This window comes from Simiduia sp. (genome assembly GCF_058345725.1).
The window spans coordinates 1-15,693 of sequence record NZ_JBTUOC010000054.1 but is presented as its reverse complement, the minus strand read 5'-3'; the positions used below and the strand labels follow the sequence as shown (position 1 = coordinate 15,693).

The 15,693-nt window shown below is 56.4% G+C and carries 12 protein-coding genes; 8 read left to right on the top strand and 4 right to left on the bottom strand.

Annotated features, from left to right (window positions below; genetic code table 11):
- The first annotated feature begins 6 nt into the window (after positions 1 to 6).
- Entirely contained in the window at positions 7 to 2,394 is a 2,388-nt protein-coding gene (locus ACW8F6_RS12305; RefSeq protein WP_491576166.1) for a TonB-dependent receptor, read from the top strand.
- Positions 2,395 to 2,462: 68 nt separating this feature from the next.
- Here ACW8F6_RS12305 and ACW8F6_RS12300 read toward each other — a convergent pair whose 3' ends face one another.
- On the bottom strand, positions 2,463 to 3,347 hold the full coding sequence (locus tag ACW8F6_RS12300; protein WP_491576165.1) for an LOG family protein: 885 nt from the start codon (positions 3,345 to 3,347) through the stop codon (positions 2,463 to 2,465).
- A gap of 353 nt (positions 3,348 to 3,700) precedes the next feature.
- Between ACW8F6_RS12300 and ACW8F6_RS12295 the strand changes: the two genes are divergently transcribed.
- Positions 3,701 to 6,355 carry a TonB-dependent receptor gene (locus ACW8F6_RS12295; RefSeq protein WP_491576164.1) on the top strand — a complete coding sequence of 885 codons (2,655 nt, stop codon included), beginning with the start codon at positions 3,701 to 3,703 and terminating at the stop codon, positions 6,353 to 6,355.
- Positions 6,356 to 6,606: 251 nt separating this feature from the next.
- Here ACW8F6_RS12295 and rsmI read toward each other — a convergent pair whose 3' ends face one another.
- On the bottom strand, positions 6,607 to 7,446 hold the full coding sequence (rsmI, locus tag ACW8F6_RS12290; RefSeq protein ID WP_491576163.1) for a 16S rRNA (cytidine(1402)-2'-O)-methyltransferase: 840 nt from the start codon (positions 7,444 to 7,446) through the stop codon (positions 6,607 to 6,609).
- Between the two features lie 42 nt (positions 7,447 to 7,488).
- Here rsmI and ACW8F6_RS12285 point away from each other — a divergent pair, with 42 nt between their 5' ends.
- The 4 genes from ACW8F6_RS12285 (at position 7,489) to ACW8F6_RS12270 (ending at position 10,967) form a co-directional block, all read left to right on the top strand.
- Complete coding sequence (locus ACW8F6_RS12285) at positions 7,489 to 9,378, top strand: penicillin-binding protein activator (protein ID WP_491576162.1); 1,890 nt, start codon at positions 7,489 to 7,491, stop codon at positions 9,376 to 9,378.
- A complete protein-coding gene (locus ACW8F6_RS12280) occupies positions 9,353 to 9,715 on the top strand; it encodes a YraN family protein (protein ID WP_491576161.1) in 363 nt (120 codons plus the stop codon). The genes ACW8F6_RS12285 and ACW8F6_RS12280 overlap by 26 nt, the downstream gene beginning before the upstream one ends.
- Before the next feature lie 89 nt (positions 9,716 to 9,804).
- Positions 9,805 to 10,392, top strand: a complete 588-nt coding sequence (locus ACW8F6_RS12275) for an SIS domain-containing protein (RefSeq protein WP_491576160.1) — start codon at positions 9,805 to 9,807, stop codon at positions 10,390 to 10,392.
- On the top strand, positions 10,392 to 10,967 hold the full coding sequence (locus ACW8F6_RS12270; protein WP_491576159.1) for a BON domain-containing protein: 576 nt from the start codon (positions 10,392 to 10,394) through the stop codon (positions 10,965 to 10,967). The genes ACW8F6_RS12275 and ACW8F6_RS12270 overlap by 1 nt, the downstream gene beginning before the upstream one ends.
- Positions 10,968 to 11,037: 70 nt before the next feature.
- Here the strand turns inward: ACW8F6_RS12270 and ACW8F6_RS12265 are convergent, their stop codons facing one another.
- Positions 11,038 to 12,219 (bottom strand): acetyl-CoA C-acyltransferase, encoded by a 1,182-nt coding sequence (locus ACW8F6_RS12265; RefSeq protein ID WP_491576158.1) that lies wholly within the window; start codon positions 12,217 to 12,219, stop codon positions 11,038 to 11,040.
- A 418-nt stretch (positions 12,220 to 12,637) separates the two neighbouring features.
- Here ACW8F6_RS12265 and ACW8F6_RS12260 point away from each other — a divergent pair, with 418 nt between their 5' ends.
- Both ACW8F6_RS12260 and ACW8F6_RS12255 read left to right on the top strand, forming a co-directional pair.
- Positions 12,638 to 13,234, top strand: a complete 597-nt coding sequence (locus ACW8F6_RS12260) for a LemA family protein (RefSeq protein WP_491576157.1) — start codon at positions 12,638 to 12,640, stop codon at positions 13,232 to 13,234.
- Between the two features lie 54 nt (positions 13,235 to 13,288).
- Complete coding sequence (locus ACW8F6_RS12255) at positions 13,289 to 15,154, top strand: M48 family metalloprotease (protein ID WP_491576156.1); 1,866 nt, start codon at positions 13,289 to 13,291, stop codon at positions 15,152 to 15,154.
- 124 nt (positions 15,155 to 15,278) lie between these two features.
- Here ACW8F6_RS12255 and ACW8F6_RS12250 read toward each other — a convergent pair.
- Positions 15,279 to 15,693: HEAT repeat domain-containing protein (locus tag ACW8F6_RS12250; RefSeq protein ID WP_491576155.1), on the bottom strand; the 415-nt coding region annotated here is incomplete at its 5' end.

Below are 15,693 nucleotides of genomic sequence, written 5' to 3'. Positions count from 1 at the left end.
CCGTAGATGATCAAACCGCTGAAATGCCTGTTACCCCTCGCCATTGGTAGCACCCTGTGCAATCCCGCCTGGTCGCAAGACTTTGATTTAGTCCTGGAAGAAGTGGTAGTCACCGCGCAAAAACGCGTGGAGAAACTGCAGGATGTCCCTATCTCCGTCAATGCCGTTTCCGGCGCCAAGATGGACGAAGCCGGCATCACCAATCTAGAGGGTATGACCGCCTACGTGCCCAACCTCACCATGAACCAAACGGGCATTGGCACCATTATCGCCATCCGGGGTATTAGCTCTGGCATTAACCAGGGTTTTGAGCAATCCGTTGGGCAGTATGTGGACGGCGTTTACTACGGCCGCTCGCAACTGGCCAGGGCGCCCTTTATGGATTTAGAGCGCGTTGAAGTCCTACGCGGCCCACAGAGTATTCTGTTTGGTAAGAATTCCATTGCCGGTGCCATCAGCATGGTAACCGCCAAGCCCACCGAAGAGTTCGAGGGCCAAGTCACCGCCCTTTACGAACCCAGCCACGGCGAGAAAGATCTGCGCATAGTGCTATCTGGGCCGCTGACCGACACCCTGCGCGGCCGCCTCTCAATTTTGGGGCGAGACATCGATGGCTACTACGAGAACACCACGCTAAATCGCGATGAATCCGCCGAAGAAGAGCGCGTGCTGCGCGGGCAATTGAGCTGGGATGCCACCGACAATCTCAGTATGAATCTCAAAGTGGAAAGCGGGTCTTTTGACACTAAAGGGCGATTTCTAGAACCCGTGAAGCCCACAGTACTACCCAGTGGCGGCATCGCCTACGCCGATGCCCTATTTGCGGCTACGGGGGGTAGCTACGTACTGGATACAACCCAAGATTTTAAACGCCAATCCAATGGCGATATTTCTGAAAATAATACCCAAAATGCCACCCTCACGATCGACTACGCACTGGGCGACTACACCCTAACCGCTGTCACCGGCTACAACGCCTACGACTATGAAGAGGTATGCGACTGCGACTTTACCGGCGCAAATATCTTTACCGCAGACAGCCGGGAAGACTTCAGCCAGTTCAGCCAGGAAATTCGCATTGCCTCGCCCCAGGGCGAAACCATTGATTACATTGGCGGTCTGTTTTACCAGTCAAGCGAAATGACCTTCGACGACGCTATTCGCGTGCCCACCAACAGCCTGCTCGCCGGCCTATCTTCACTATTACCCGGCACTGCCTCCCAACGCGACTTTACCCAGGACTCCACCTTGTGGGCAGGTTTTGCGCAGGCCACCTGGAATATCAATACGGAATGGCGCTTAACGGTTGGCGGGCGATACACCAGCGAAAATAAGGAAGCCACTCGCACCCAACACCACACCAACTCGCTGGGTGTCGATGTTGGCAGCTCCGACCTTTTGCTCAACACGGTATACACCGCCTTCCTGATCGAGCCTTACCCCGAAATAAAAGACGATCGGTCTGAGGGCGCCTTTACCCCCTTAGTCACCCTGCAGTGGGATGCCACAGACGACGCTATGATTTACGCCACTTATACGGAGGGCTTTAAATCGGGCGGCTTTGATGTGCGCTCAAATGCGCACCCAGATCCAACTTACGGCGTGAACATCATCGCCAACCAATCGCCGCTGGTGATTGTCCAAACGGTAAAAGATCCTTACGGTTTTGATCCGGGCGTATTCGAATATGAAGAAGAGAAAGCCTCAAGTTTGGAACTCGGCACAAAAATGACCCTCGCCGGCGGCGCAGCTGAGCTAAACATTGCACTGTTCCGCACCGAGTACACAGACCTGCAAACCAGCCAGTTTGACGGCGTACTCGGCTTTAATGTCACCAACGCCGGTGAAGCCACAACCCAGGGGCTGGAGTTAGACGGCCGCTGGCTAGTGGCGCCGGGCCTGACGCTGAGTGGTTCCTTGGGTTTGCTGGACTTTACCTTTGACAAGTTCCCCAACAGCCAGTGCTACTTTGGCAAGCCAAGCGACAGTGCAGAGTACCCTGGCCTGTGTGATTTGTCCGGTAAAACTCGGGAATTTGCACCGGAATTCCAGGGCACCTTGTCTGCCGATTACAGCCGCACCTGGGGCGACGACCTGGAGTGGCGCATTACCGGCGACATTAACTTTAGCGACAGCTATTTTGTTTCGCCCACCCTTGATCCCAATCTCGAGCAGGACGCCTTTGCCAAGTTGAATTTGCGTTTTGCCTTGGGCGCGCAAGATGGCCAATGGGAACTGGCGTTGGTGGGTAAAAACCTCACGGATGAAAAAGTGGCCACCTTTGGCAACCAGCTACCGGTTTCAACAACACTCACCGGCGGCACAGGCACGGCCTACTACAGTTTCTACGATCGTCCGCGCAGTCTGGCCCTGCAGGGTACGCTGCGCTTTTAGCGGCGAGATCACCCACGAAAAAAAAGGAGAGCCCCGCTCTCCTTTTTTGATTCTCCTCGCCTCAGCGATTAGCTCATCAGCTCTTCCAGACCAGATTGAATCAGCGCCCAGGCCTCTTCGGCCGTATCCACATAGCGAAACAAGTGAATATCCTCCGGGCTGATCATGCCATCTTCGACCATTAGCTCGAAATTGATTAAGCGCGACCAGTACTCCTTACCGAAAATCAAAATGGGCAGGGGCTTAATTTTTTGGGTTTGCACAAGCGTTAAGGTTTCAAACAATTCATCCAAGGTGCCAAATCCACCCGGAAAAACCACCAGCGCCTTAGCGCGCATAAGAAAGTGCATCTTGCGCATGGCGAAATAATGAAAGCGAAAGCATAGCTCCGGGGTAATGTAGGGGTTAGGGTACTGCTCGTGCGGCAATACAATATTTAATCCGATGGATTTTGCCCCCTGCTCCATGGCACCGCGGTTGGCTGCCTCCATCACTCCGGGCCCACCGCCAGTTATAACGTGCATCTCACCGTATTGACTCGCCGGCGACTCGCGCGCAATGAGCCCCGCCAGCTTGCGCGCTTCTTCGTAGTAGGCCGCGCCCTTTTCCAGCGCCCGGCGCTTGCGGCGTCCAGCTTCGGTATCCGGCAAAACGGCCAGTTGCGCGGCAGCCGCCTGACTGTCTTGCGTACGCGCACTGCCAAACATCACAATGGTTTGTTGAATACCATTGGCGCGCAATTCAGATTCCGGTTTACTGAGCTCCAGCATCAGGCGCACGGCGCGCATTTCTTCGCTGAGCAGAAAGTCTTCGTCGGCAAATGCCAGGCGATAGGCCGGCGCCTGGAGAAGCGGGTGGGTCTGAGCCTCTTGATCCATTTCCCGCGCGTGCTGCACGTCGTCTGCGGCACTGTTAAATAGGTGCTTACGCTTACCCGATTTCCTACGATCCATTACTGCTTCCTCTATTGACGCACCTTTGCTTTTAGGTGCCGTGACTCCGATCAGACCCAAAACACGGGACCAAGTTCGCACTGAATGGCTGTCGCTGCGCTCGCTGTGTGTCGAAAGCGCGCTCGCACAGACCGATGAGACAGCGTTACTCCCAATCCTTTCGGCCTGTACAACAGCACTATTTATGCGATCTCCCCCAGGCATCCGACTAACGTCGTGCGACCTAAGTCGCAGATATTTCAGCGCGCCGATCGCCTACACTGGCCTCGCCCCAATTAACTGCACAAGTGTACAGCTAATTGAGCTACCGCTAAGCCTACTATCCATAAATGACAATAATAGAGGTGCAATCAATGAGAGCGAATAACCCACACCCTTTGGCACTGGCCGTCGCACTGGCCTGCTGCAGCCCCTGGTTACAAGCCCAGGATCACCAAAGCATAGAGGAAGTCCAGGTATTGGGCTCCTACATCAGTACAACTGATACTGCTGCAGCCAATCCCGTCTCGGTCATAAACGCCGATGAGATGCAGTACGCCGGCGCCACCGATGTCACCGATATGATCAATATGCTGTCTGTAAACAGCGGTGCCGAAAACCGACCAGACACCTTTACCAGTTTCTATTCTCAGGGCACCTCGAATGTCAACCTGCGCGGCCTGGGGCTGTCTTCCACCCTGGTACTGATTAATGGCAAGCGCCAGACTATCAGCGGCGCCAAAGCCCAGGATGGCAGCACTTTTGTGGATACGGCGTCAATTCCCGCCATTGCCGTCGAGCGCATAGATGTCTTGAAGGAGGGCGCTGCCGCAGCCTATGGCTCAGATGCCGTGGCCGGTGTTGTCAATTTTGTCACTCGCGATGACTTTGAAGGCATCAAGCTCGACGGCTCCTGGCAGAGCACCGCACAGGACAGCCAGACTGACAAAAACCTGAGCGTCATGGCCGGCTTTGCCAGCGGCGATACCCATATGGTATTTGCAGCATCGGCACTGCGCCGCTCCAACCTCAACGCCCGCAAGCGCCCAGAGCTGGTGGGCGCCGCAGTAAGCAGCCTGGGTACAAGCTTTGTCATGTCCGAAGACGTGGTCGTGCCTGCGGGCGACTGGGCCGGCACCTACAGCGCTGGCGAAAATGTTGGCAACCCCAAGTGCGAGGGCGAAATAAATGGCGTGGTCATTGACCGCGGCGACAATGGCAATCGCTGCGGCTTTGCTTACGGCCTGCACTACAACATCGTCAACGAAGAGGAGCGCGAACAGTATTACACCAGCATCACCCACAACTTCGCCGACAATATCGAGGGCAAGGTCCAGGGCTTTTACAGCAACTATCGCATTATCGATAACTACACTGTGCCGGCCTATCCGATCCTGACGTTCCCCACTATTGCCGCAGATCACCCCGACAATCCTTTTGGCACACCGGTCACCTACCTGGGTCGCATCAACCCCACCCTGGACCCAGCACAATCGCCGGCAGCACCGCGCGACAACGAAACAGCGCGCGTGGAAATGAGTCTAAACGGAGGTTTCAACAATGGTTGGGACTGGCTTACATCACTGTCTTACAGCCAGAATGCCTACACTATTGTGCAGCCCGAGATGTCGATTGAGCGCATCAACGCAGGCTTGGCCGGTACCGGCGGTGCCACCGGCGATCAATACCTGAACCCCTTCGACCCAACGGCTAACAGCCCAGAAATACTCGACTGGCTCAAAACGTCTTTCGGCTCGACCACCGAAACATCGCTGTTGACGTTCGATGCCGTGTTTAACGGCGAAATAGCCGAAACCCGCGCTGGTGCGATCAATATGGCCGTTGGCGCACACGCGCGCCGCGAGAGCTACCAGGTTGATCCCAACGAAGCGAGCACCATTCGCCCCGACCCCGACACAGGTATAAATTCGCGCGCCGATTTCATTTTCCTTGGCGGCGTTAACGAAGTGGACGAGGCGCGCAGCGTCAGCGCGCTATTTACCGAAATTGAAGTGCCTGTATCGGACGCACTCACCGTCAATGCCGCGCTGCGCTATGAGCAACTCAGCCAAGACAGTAGCCTTAACCCGAAACTGGCTGTACTTTATCAGGCTACCGACAAGTTGATGCTGCGCGCCTCTGCCAGTACATCGTTCCGCGAACCGTCGCTCTCGCAGTACTACGCCGACACAGTCAGCACGTTAAACGTACAGGATTATGAAGTGTCGCCCGACGGAGAGCTGGTGCTCGATAGCAACGGCCAACCTATCCCCAAGGGCGGCTCACTGTTCATTCGTCGCGCCACCACGGGCAGTACAGACCTAAAGCCAGAGCAGGCCACCAACTACAACCTGGGTGTTGTTTGGGTGGGCGATGCCCTGGATGCGCGCCTGGACTACTGGCGTGTGGATTATGAAGACGTCATCACCATTGAAGACGCTCAAGGCAAACTGCTCGCCGACCCGGACGGCCCGGACATTGAGCGACTAGACCCCAATGATCCCAACAGTGAACTGGGCGGGATTTCCACTAACTATTTCAACGCCGCCACGATTAACGCCAGTGGCATCGATGCGGAAACCAGTTATAACTTCAGCTGGGACGACAGCCAGCTAACCCTGGGCTTAGGTCTGTCACACTACCTGGAGTACGAGATTCCGCTCAACGGTGTGATGACCGATGTGTCGGGCCAATTCAACCGGGGTAATTTTGCCCGCTCTATGCCAAAAACCAAGGGCAATCTATCGGCGCACTGGCAAAGCCAGGCACACAGCGTTTACGCGAGGGTGAACTATACCTCCAGCTACAAAAATGACGACGACACCATCGACAGTTTCGCGCCCTTTGATGTGCAGTACCAGTATACGTTGGCGCTAACCGATGCCACGGCGACACTCAGCTTGGGTGCCATCAACTTATTTGATGCGCAACCGCCCTTTGTGGTGGACGGAGCCAACTTCAGCTACGACCCCAAACACCACGACCCGCGCGGGCGCATCTTTTACCTAAAAGGGAGCTACAGCTTCTAGCGCAACCTTGCCATTAAAAGCCCACTCCGTGGGCTTTTTTTATTCACCACTAACCCTAACATCACTTTCCTACCAGGGCGCCGCCGTACCATTGGCCCGGTGCGGAGTTCGTCGAGTGGGAGTGGTCCTCGAATCACTTCGATGGTTGCAAATCACCCAAGCCCCGGCGCCCTCTGCCAATGCGGATTAGGGCACTACCCGGTAGCTTGCGTATACTCACCGATCCCTAAGAAACTGGTTAGGTACAAGGTCTATTGGGATTGCGCCACATACCATTGGTACAGCACTTTTTTCTTAACGCCGGTAATTTGCTCGGCCAATGCACTCGCGCGCTTGGGCGGAAGCTCGGCTGCCAGCAATGCCATAATGCGCTGCGCCTCGCCATCTATCGCCACCGCCGGTGCAGCGGGCGCCCCTCTGACCAACAGCACAATTTCCCCGCGCTGTTGATTGCTGTCTTCTGCTACCTGACGCAGTACTTCTCGGGCACTTCCGGACAAAAAAGTTTCAAAGGTTTTGGTCAGCTCGCGCGCGACCACCACGGGCCTGTCGGCACCCATCGCGTCAACCAGATCGGTGAGTGTCGCCAAAATCCTGTGGGGCGCCTCATAAAAGATCAAGGTTTGCGTCTCGGAAGCCAGCTCGGCCAAGCGCTTGCTGCGCGCCACCTGTTTGGCAGGCAAAAACCCTTCAAAACTGAAGCGGTCTGAGGGCAAGCCCGAGGCCGAGAGCGCGGCGATCACCGCGCAGGCACCCGGCACTGGCACTACCCGCACACCCGCCGCCCGCGCCGCCGCCACCAGCTGATAGCCTGGGTCAGATACCAGCGGCGTGCCCGCATCGCTGATTAACGCCACCCGCTCGCCGCCCTGAATGCGCGCCACCAACTGGGCGGTACGCTGCGCGTCCGAGTGGTCGTGATAGGCCACCAGGGGGGTTTTGATGTGAAAATGTTCCAGCAGCTTGGCGCTATGACGTGTATCCTCAGCGGCTATTACGTCCACCGTTTGAAGAGCCTCAACGGCTCGCGGTACCATATCGCCCAAATTCCCAATGGGCGTGGCGACGACATATAAAGCGGGTTCATTCATGGACAATGGCTTGGCAACAATAGGTAGGAACCGGATCATAGCATGATACATAACATCTCTCTGAACAGCGTGGGCTGGCTGCCCAGGTGCGCGCTCGCCGGCCTGTGCCTATGGCTGGCCGCCTGTAGTGCGCCCACCAAGAAAACGGATGCAGAGCCCGCCCAAGCACTACCGACCTATTCCCTTGAGACTGTCCAAGCGCTGTTGCTGGAAGCCCGTGTAGCCAGCTCGCCCCGCAAAGAGCAGTTGCTGCTGCGCTCGGCAGAGCAGCTAAGCCAACTGGACGACAAAGACTGGGCTCGCAATTTACTGGGCTCCATCGACCCAGAAGCCCTGGAGCCCTCAGACCTTTGGGCCTACACCCGGCTTTACAGCGATTTGGCATTGGAGCAAGAGGCCTATTTTCAGGCGCAATCCATCCTGATGAACCCGCTGCTCACCAGCCAATGGGAACTGATGCCGAAAGACGACTATATCGACCTGCGCAGCCGGCGGGCCGAACTGATGGCCAAACTTGGTGAAACTGAGCTGGCCGTGCAGGAGTTTATTGCACTGGAGCACGCCAACTTAAGCCCCGAGCGCCGAGCAGAGAATCAAGACAAACTCTGGCAGACACTGATGGGGCAACCCTGGGAACAGCTCCAGACACTCGCCCGCACCAACCCAGATCGCGAGCAGCAGGGCTGGTACCAGTTGGCTGCGCTGTCTAAAAACAATCAACATCAACTGGAATCACAATTGCGCGGCGTCGACGACTGGCTCATGCGCTGGCCCGGCCACCCCGCCGCCAGCCGCCTGCCCAGAGACCTACAGCTCCTGCAAAAATTGATAGCCGAAAAACCTCGACACGTCGCGCTGCTGCTGCCAGTGAGCGGCAAGCTAGGGCGTGCTGGACGCGCGATACGCGACGGTTTTTTTGCCGCCCACTACCAATCTATGCAAGCGGGTAGCCCGGCGGCACGGGTCACCCTGTACGACACCAACCTTGGCGACATTCAAACCTTATACCAGCAAGCGGTGGATGCCGGCGCCGAAATGATCATCGGCCCACTGGATAAAGATAAAGTGAGCGAGCTGGCCCTACTTCCCGCACTGCCCGTACCCACACTGGCGCTGAACCGCATCGAACAGCCCACCGGCTTGCTGCCCCCCAACAACCTCGTACAGTTTGGCTTGGCCGCAGAAGACGAAGCCAAGCAGGCCGCGCGACGCGCTTGGCTCGAGGGTCATCGCCTGGCAATGGTCATTGCGGTAGAGGCCAGCTGGGCAGACCGCGCAGCGCTGGCGTTTATCAGCGAGTGGCAGGCCCTGGGCGGCACAGTGGTAGACTACGCCAAATTTACCGGCAAAGCCGATTACTCAAAGGTGATTCAACGCGGACTGCTCATCGATCAAAGCAACCGTCGTGCCGCCAATGTGCGCAATATATTGGGCCGCGCCATGGAATTTGAGCCGCGCCGGCGGCAAGACATAGACATGATATTTGTCACCGCACTGCCCAATCAGGCGCGACAAATCAAGCCTACCTTGAAGTTCCACCAGGCCAGTAATATCCCCGTATTCGCCACCAGCCACATCTATACTGGCGAGCCAGACGCCAAGCTCGATAGCGATCTCAATGGCATTCGGTTTAGCACCCTGCCCTGGCTGTTCGACGAACAAAGTGAAGAGAAGAAAAGTATCGAGCGGTTTTCCACGGACCCTGCCTTTAATCGCCTCTACGCTATGGGCGTTGACGCCTACCACCTGTATCCACGGCTGCGACAGTTGCGGGAAATTCCCAACGCTCAAATCTTTGGCGCCACAGGTAATTTGAAGCTGACCCCAGAAGGACACATTGAGCGCGAACAGATGTGGGCGTTTATCCGCCGGGGTCTGGCCACACCGCTGCCGATGGTAATAACCAATGACGCAGAAGTCAGTGGTAGTTAGTCGGGGCGACGCCGCCGAAACCAAGGCGGCGGATTTCCTTGAGCGGCAGGGTTTAACGCTGCTGGAAAAAAACTTTCGCGTGCGCGGTGGAGAAATTGATCTAGTTATGGACCACCAGGGTACCACCGTTTTTGTCGAAGTGCGGTTGCGCACCAACAAACAGTTTGCCAGCTCACTGGAGTCGGTGACCGCCGGCAAGCAACAAAAAGTGCAACTGGCGGCACAGCACTTTCTACATCAACATAGCCATCGGCAAAACACGCCTTGCCGTTTTGACGTCGTTGCCTTTGCCGACTTACAGCAAGCACCAGAATGGATCAAAGCGGCCTTTAACTAGCCAAGTTTAGCCGCGGCTTCAACGCCCCAGGTAAACGCATTTTTAGCGCCACAAAGGCACTGCACTTTTACAGAGGAATCCCCCAGGTTATGGAACAGCGCGTTATTCAACTGTTTCACGAAAGTATTGAAGCCACGATGAACGCGGGCGAGCTTTTTGCGCCTCTACTCGCCGATGCCAGCCAAATGATCGTAAACGCCTTGCTGCAAGAGCGAAAATTGCTGGTGTGCGGCAATGGATTAGCTCACGCTAACGCCCAAATATTAACGGCCTGTCTGGTTAATCGCTTTGAACAGGAGCGCCCCAGCTTACCTGCCATGACGCTAGGCTGTGACGCTACAGTCATTAGCGCCGTGGCCAATGAACACAGTTACAACGAAGTTTACGCAAAACAAATTCGGGCACTGGGCAACGCAGGGGACATATTGGTAGTATTCGCGGCGGGCGGCAACAGCAGCAACTTGGTGCAGGCCGTGAGCGCCGCACACGATAAAGAAATCACGGTGCTCGCCTTTACCGGGCAGAATGTCGGCGATACCGCAGCCATTCTGGACGCGCATGATCTAGAGCTCCGCGTACCTGCTGAAACCCCTTCGCGCATACAAGAGGTGCACTTACTGAGCGTTTTTTGTTTATGTGATTTGATCGATCGACAACTTTTTGGAGGTCACGCCTAATGCGTTACTCTGCGCTATTACTGTTTTCTGTATTTATCATGGCATTTACCACCGGCTGCAGCCATGTGGTGGGTGTCGCTTCTGAAGAACCCGTCGCCCAAGACCGCAGCGTGCGCACGTTGGGTGCGGCATTGGACGATGAAAAAATTGAAGTGGCCGCCCTGGTGAATCTCCGCAAGGCGTCACCACTGTTAGAGAATGCCAATATTTCCGTTACCAGTTTTAACGGCATTGTGCTTATCACCGGCCAAGTTCAAGCCGAAGACATGAAAGCCCTGGCCGAGAGCGAGGTGCGCAAGATTCACCGGGTGCGCGAAGTGCACAATGAATTGAGTATTCGCGGTAATGCCTCCTTGCTCACTGCTACCAGTGATACCTGGCTAACCTCTAAAGTCAAAACTAAGATGATCGCGGATATGAACTTAGACAGCGGCCGCGTGAAAATTGTGAGCGAATCGGGGGTGGTCTATTTGATGGGATTACTCACCCGTAGCGAGGCAAACCGAGCTGCAGAAATAGCGCGCAATACGGGCGGGGTTCAAAAAGTGGTGAAAATAGTCGAGTACATCGATTAATTTAAGGCATTCCGTCAGCCACAAAAAAGGGCAACTTTCGTTGCCCTTTTTTGTACCTACTGCTACCTAGTTACGCTAAGCGCTCAATGGCAATCGCTGTGGCCTCGCCCCCGCCAATGCACAAACTGGCAATACCTTTGCGACCGCCCTGACGCTCTAGCGCGGCCAAGAGGGTCACAATAATACGCGCACCCGAGGCGCCTAACGGATGCCCTAAGGCACAGGCACCACCGTTGACATTGACTTTGTTGTGCGGCAAATCCAGCTCTTTCATAGCCGCCATCGCAACCACGGCAAACGCCTCATTGACCTCCCACAAATCCACGTCAGAGGCACTCCAGCTCACTTTTTCCAGCAATTTTTTCATTGCAGTCACTGGCGCCGTTGTAAACCACTCGGGCTCGTGTGCATGCTGACTGGCACCCCGGATGACGGCCAAAGGCTTGAGACCCTGCGCCTCCGCCGTCGACGCGCGCATTAACACCAGCGCCGCGGCACCGTCTGAGATAGAGCTGGCATTGGCCGCCGTCACTGTGCCGTCTTTCTTGAATGCAGGCTTCAGCTGCGGGATTTTATCCGGTCGCGCATTGCCCGGTTGCTCGTCTGTGTCTACCTGTTGCTCGCCCTGGCGCGTGGCAAAATGCACAGGTACGATCTCACGGGTGAACCGCTTTTCTTCAATAGCCCGGGTCGCCCGTGCCAGTGATTCCAACGCATAGCTATCTTGCTGCTCGCGCGTAAAACTGTACTTGCCTGCACAGTGCTCTGCAAAGTTGCCCATCAAGCCGCCTTCGTAGGCATCCTGTAGACCGTCTAAAAACATATGGTCGAGTAGTTCGCCGTGACCCAGTCGGTAGCCTGCACGAGCCTTAGCCAGCATGTAAGGCGCGTTGGACATGCTTTCCATGCCCCCCGCCACCACCACATCCGCATGGCCTGCAGCTAGGGCATCTGCGCCCATCATGACGGTTTTCATGCCGGAACCACACACTTTATTGACGGTGGTGCAGGGAACACTATTGGCGAGCCCCGCCTTCAACGCAGCCTGACGCGCTGGCGCCTGCCCGAGCCCCGCAGGCAATACACAGCCCATCAGAACCTCGTTCACCTGATCGGCGCTCACTTTGGCGTCGGCCAGCGCGCCTTTGATGGCCGCTGCGCCCAATTCTGGCGCACTCAAACTGCTCAGTGCCCCCTGCATACCGCCCATTGGGGTGCGGGCAATACCTACAATTACAATCGGATCACTCATTTCTCATTCCTCACGGTTGCGCGCCTTGTGAGCGCATACGCCTAATAAAAGGCCGCCAATCCGCACATGCTGGGCGGTTGTTACCGCCTCTTAGTCACTTGCCACGCAAAGTTCACGGCGCGGCTGCTCTGGCACCAGTATACCAGACTCCCGCTGCGGCCCTCCGAGCACTCGCTCCACCTTTGGTATGAGATCGACGGAAAAAAAGCGGCTCGGCAACAAGCAATCAATTTCCTTGCCAAGACGAGTAGTTCTTGCGGGACCATGGGATTTTTACGCCTAAGTTCGCAAGCCAAACCAAGGTTTTTCCTCGTTTACCCGCCGTTATCTGAACCGCAGATTCGGACGAAATTTGCGCCCAGATGTCGAATGTCCGACGCCGTGCTACCATGGCCGCTCCATTCAAGGAGGACGTATTATGGGCACATCTGCCATCGTTACATTGGTCATTATCGCCGTTGTCGTATTTTATGTTATCAGCGTGTACAACCAGCTGGTCGCCCTTAAAAACCGTTTTGAAAACAGTTTTGCGCAGATAGAAGTGCAGCTTAAGCGGCGCTACGACCTCATTCCCAACTTGGTAGAAACCGCCAAGGGCTACATTAAACACGAGCGAGAAACCCTTGAAGCCGTTATCGCTGCCCGTAATCAAGCCATGGCAGGGCTGCAGGCTATGGCAGGGCAAGTGGGCGATGCCGGCAGTGTGGCACAACTCAACCAAGCCGAAGGCATGTTGTCGCAAGCCCTCGGCAAACTCAATGTGGTTGTGGAAGCCTATCCAGACCTGAAAGCCAACCAAAATATGATGCAACTGTCGGAAGAACTCACCTCCACAGAGAATAAAGTGGCCTTTGCCCGCCAGGCATTCAACGACGCGGTGACAGCCTATAACAGCTACAAACAAAGCTTCCCGCCCGTAGTGTTTGCCGGTATGTTCGGCCACGCACAAGATGCCAGCTTGCTAGAATTTGCCGACAGTGCCGCCATTCAGGCTGCCCCTCAAGTATCCTTTTAAGACCCACCACATGCGCGCCCTCGCTAAGGGGCGCGCAGGTAACGGATTGCGGTTATGAACTTTTTCGAACACCAAGATCAGGCCAGGGCACACACCAAGCGCCTGGTATTTTTGTTTGCGTTGGCAGTGCTCGCCCTGGTCGCCATTACCACCCTCTTCACCGCACTGCTACTGCATTTCAGTCAGGGCGCAGCGGTTCCCAGCCCCGAACAAGGCGCCTTTTGGTCTGATTTTTTTGCGCGCATGGACTGGCAGCTGGTGGGCATCGTCGGACTGGGCGTGGTGATACTGGTGGGATTGGGTAGCCTGTACCGCCTATCACAACTGAACCGGGGCGGCTCCGCCGTGGCCGAATCCCTCAACGGTCGGCAACTTAACGTCTCCCAGTGCGACGTCAAGGAGCGCCGATTGCTTAACGTAGTTGAGGAGATGGCCATTGCCGCCGGCGTACCGGTGCCGCCCGTGTACCTGCTGGACGAACCCGGCATTAACGCCTTTGCTGCGGGTTATAAACCTCAAGATGCCGTCATCGGCGTGACCCGCGGCTGCATAGAGCAACTCAATCGAGACCAGCTGCAAGGTGTGATCGCGCACGAGTACAGTCACATTTTGCACGGCGATATGCGCCTAAACCTGCGCCTTGTGGGCGTACTGCACGGTATATTATTAATTGGCTTGCTGGGCGAGATGCTCATGCGCTCGGGCAGCCGCTCGCGTAAAAACGGCGGAGGCTTAGTGCTGTTTGGCTTGGGGCTGCTGGTTATCGGCTATGCCGGTACCTTTTTCGGCAACCTCATCAAAGCCGCGGTTAGCCGCCAACGGGAATTTTTGGCCGACGCTTCGGCTGTTCAGTTCACCCGCAACCCCGCAGGTATCAGTGGCGCCTTGAAGCGGATTGGCGGTTATCCCGACGGATCACAAATGCAGGCCGCCAACGCGGCGGAATACAGCCACTTTTACTTTGCCAGCGGCCTGTCCAGCTGGCTCGGTGGCGCCATGGCGACGCATCCGCCGCTGGCACATCGCATTAAACGCATCGATCCGCGCTGGCAGGGCGAGTTTGACACTCAAGCACCCGTAAACAATGACGAATCACAGACCGAGGGTGTGGCCAATTTTGCAGGACAGTCCACAACGGTATCGGCCGACAACCTGGCCGATCAAGTGGGCAACCCCGCGCCGGCCGCGTTGGCGGAGGCCGGCGCCACCCTGGCGGGCCTAAACCCGCTCATTCGCGAAGCGGCCCACAACTCTGCCAGCGCGATGGCTATAATTTACGGCCTGCTTTACTGCGCCGAGGCCGCCGAGGAACAGCAGGTGCTCATTAACACCCATGCGCCTGAACCCGTGGCTCGCCTCTACAAGCAGCTGCTACCCGCCATTCAAGCACTGCCGGTTAAAGACCGATTGCCGGTCATTGAGCTGTGCATGCCCGCCCTGAAGGCGCTGTCTGACCCCCAACGCAAGAGCTTTCGGAAACACGTAATAGCGCAAATCAAGGCCGACAATGTATTCAGCCTGACCGAATGGTGTGTTTACCGGCTGCTGCAACATAACCTGTTCCCGCCGGCCCGCACACAAGCGGCCAACCTGTCGCTCGATAAGGTGGCAGATTCCGTGCGCAGCCTCGTCACGCTCATGGTGCTGCAGGGCGAAAACGCACATCGGCAGTCGGCCTACCGGCAGGCATTGGAAGCCATAGGCCTGCCCGTGGACACTTTAATGCCCGAAGCTGACCCCTTTCCCGCCATCGATAAGCACTTGACTCGCCTGCATCGGGTTAAACCCCTGCAGAAACCCCGCTTGTTAAAGGGTCTGATGCTGGCCATTCAAGCCGACGGCCAGGTCCAAATCGCCGAGTACGAACTGCTGAGGGTGATTGCCGACTCGCTGGACTGCCCGATGCCCATTCTGCATTAATCGCGCCTGCGCTTTAGCAATCTCAGGCACGGTGCACAAGTGGCGCGCCGCCGTCGCAACACTTGGCATCACGCACAAAAAAGCCCGCACTTGGCGGGCTTTTTTCAATGGGCTCGGGCCTAATTTAGGGGGCAAGGTTTTCCGGGACTTCAAATTTTGCCACCGCCGGATTATAGATGGTACGCGTGTCAAAGCCCCGTAAATCCTGCTTATCAAACATACCAAAGCTAAGCAGGTTCACCCAACTACGCTCATTAACATCAATACTGTATTGGTAGTTAAAGGCGCCGTCTTCGTCAAAGTTAGGGTAATCGGGAAAATTGTGCTTCAGCACGGCAACCGCATCCTCGGCCAGCTCATCCATACCCAGCAAATGGTAGCCCTGCTTCCCCAGCCCGCGCAGGACCGCCTGGCGGATCACCTCATTGTGACTCTCCCGCGCGAGCAGAGGCTCCAGCGTCTCCCGCGCCTTCGGCGGCCGCAGTCCGGCCCAGGCCTCGATCGCCGCCGCCTCGACCCGGTAGCTCGGATCGCCCTTG

Bases quoted from the DNA above. Each gene is read 5' to 3' on its own strand.
- ACW8F6_RS12295 (WP_491576164.1), top strand. From the start codon at position 3,701: ATGAGAGCGAATAACCCACACCCTTTGGCACTGGCCGTCGCACTGGCC.
- ACW8F6_RS12305 (WP_491576166.1), top strand. From the start codon at position 7: ATGATCAAACCGCTGAAATGCCTGTTACCCCTCGCCATTGGTAGCACC.
- ACW8F6_RS12260 (WP_491576157.1), top strand. From the start codon at position 12,638: ATGGGCACATCTGCCATCGTTACATTGGTCATTATCGCCGTTGTCGTA.
- ACW8F6_RS12275 (WP_491576160.1), top strand. From the start codon at position 9,805: ATGGAACAGCGCGTTATTCAACTGTTTCACGAAAGTATTGAAGCCACG.
- ACW8F6_RS12280 (WP_491576161.1), top strand. From the start codon at position 9,353: ATGACGCAGAAGTCAGTGGTAGTTAGTCGGGGCGACGCCGCCGAAACC.
- rsmI (WP_491576163.1), bottom strand. From the start codon at position 7,446: ATGAATGAACCCGCTTTATATGTCGTCGCCACGCCCATTGGGAATTTG.
- ACW8F6_RS12285 (WP_491576162.1), top strand. From the start codon at position 7,489: ATGATACATAACATCTCTCTGAACAGCGTGGGCTGGCTGCCCAGGTGC.
- ACW8F6_RS12255 (WP_491576156.1), top strand. From the start codon at position 13,289: ATGAACTTTTTCGAACACCAAGATCAGGCCAGGGCACACACCAAGCGC.
- ACW8F6_RS12270 (WP_491576159.1), top strand. From the start codon at position 10,392: ATGCGTTACTCTGCGCTATTACTGTTTTCTGTATTTATCATGGCATTT.
- ACW8F6_RS12300 (WP_491576165.1), bottom strand. From the start codon at position 3,347: ATGGATCGTAGGAAATCGGGTAAGCGTAAGCACCTATTTAACAGTGCC.
- ACW8F6_RS12265 (WP_491576158.1), bottom strand. From the start codon at position 12,219: ATGAGTGATCCGATTGTAATTGTAGGTATTGCCCGCACCCCAATGGGC.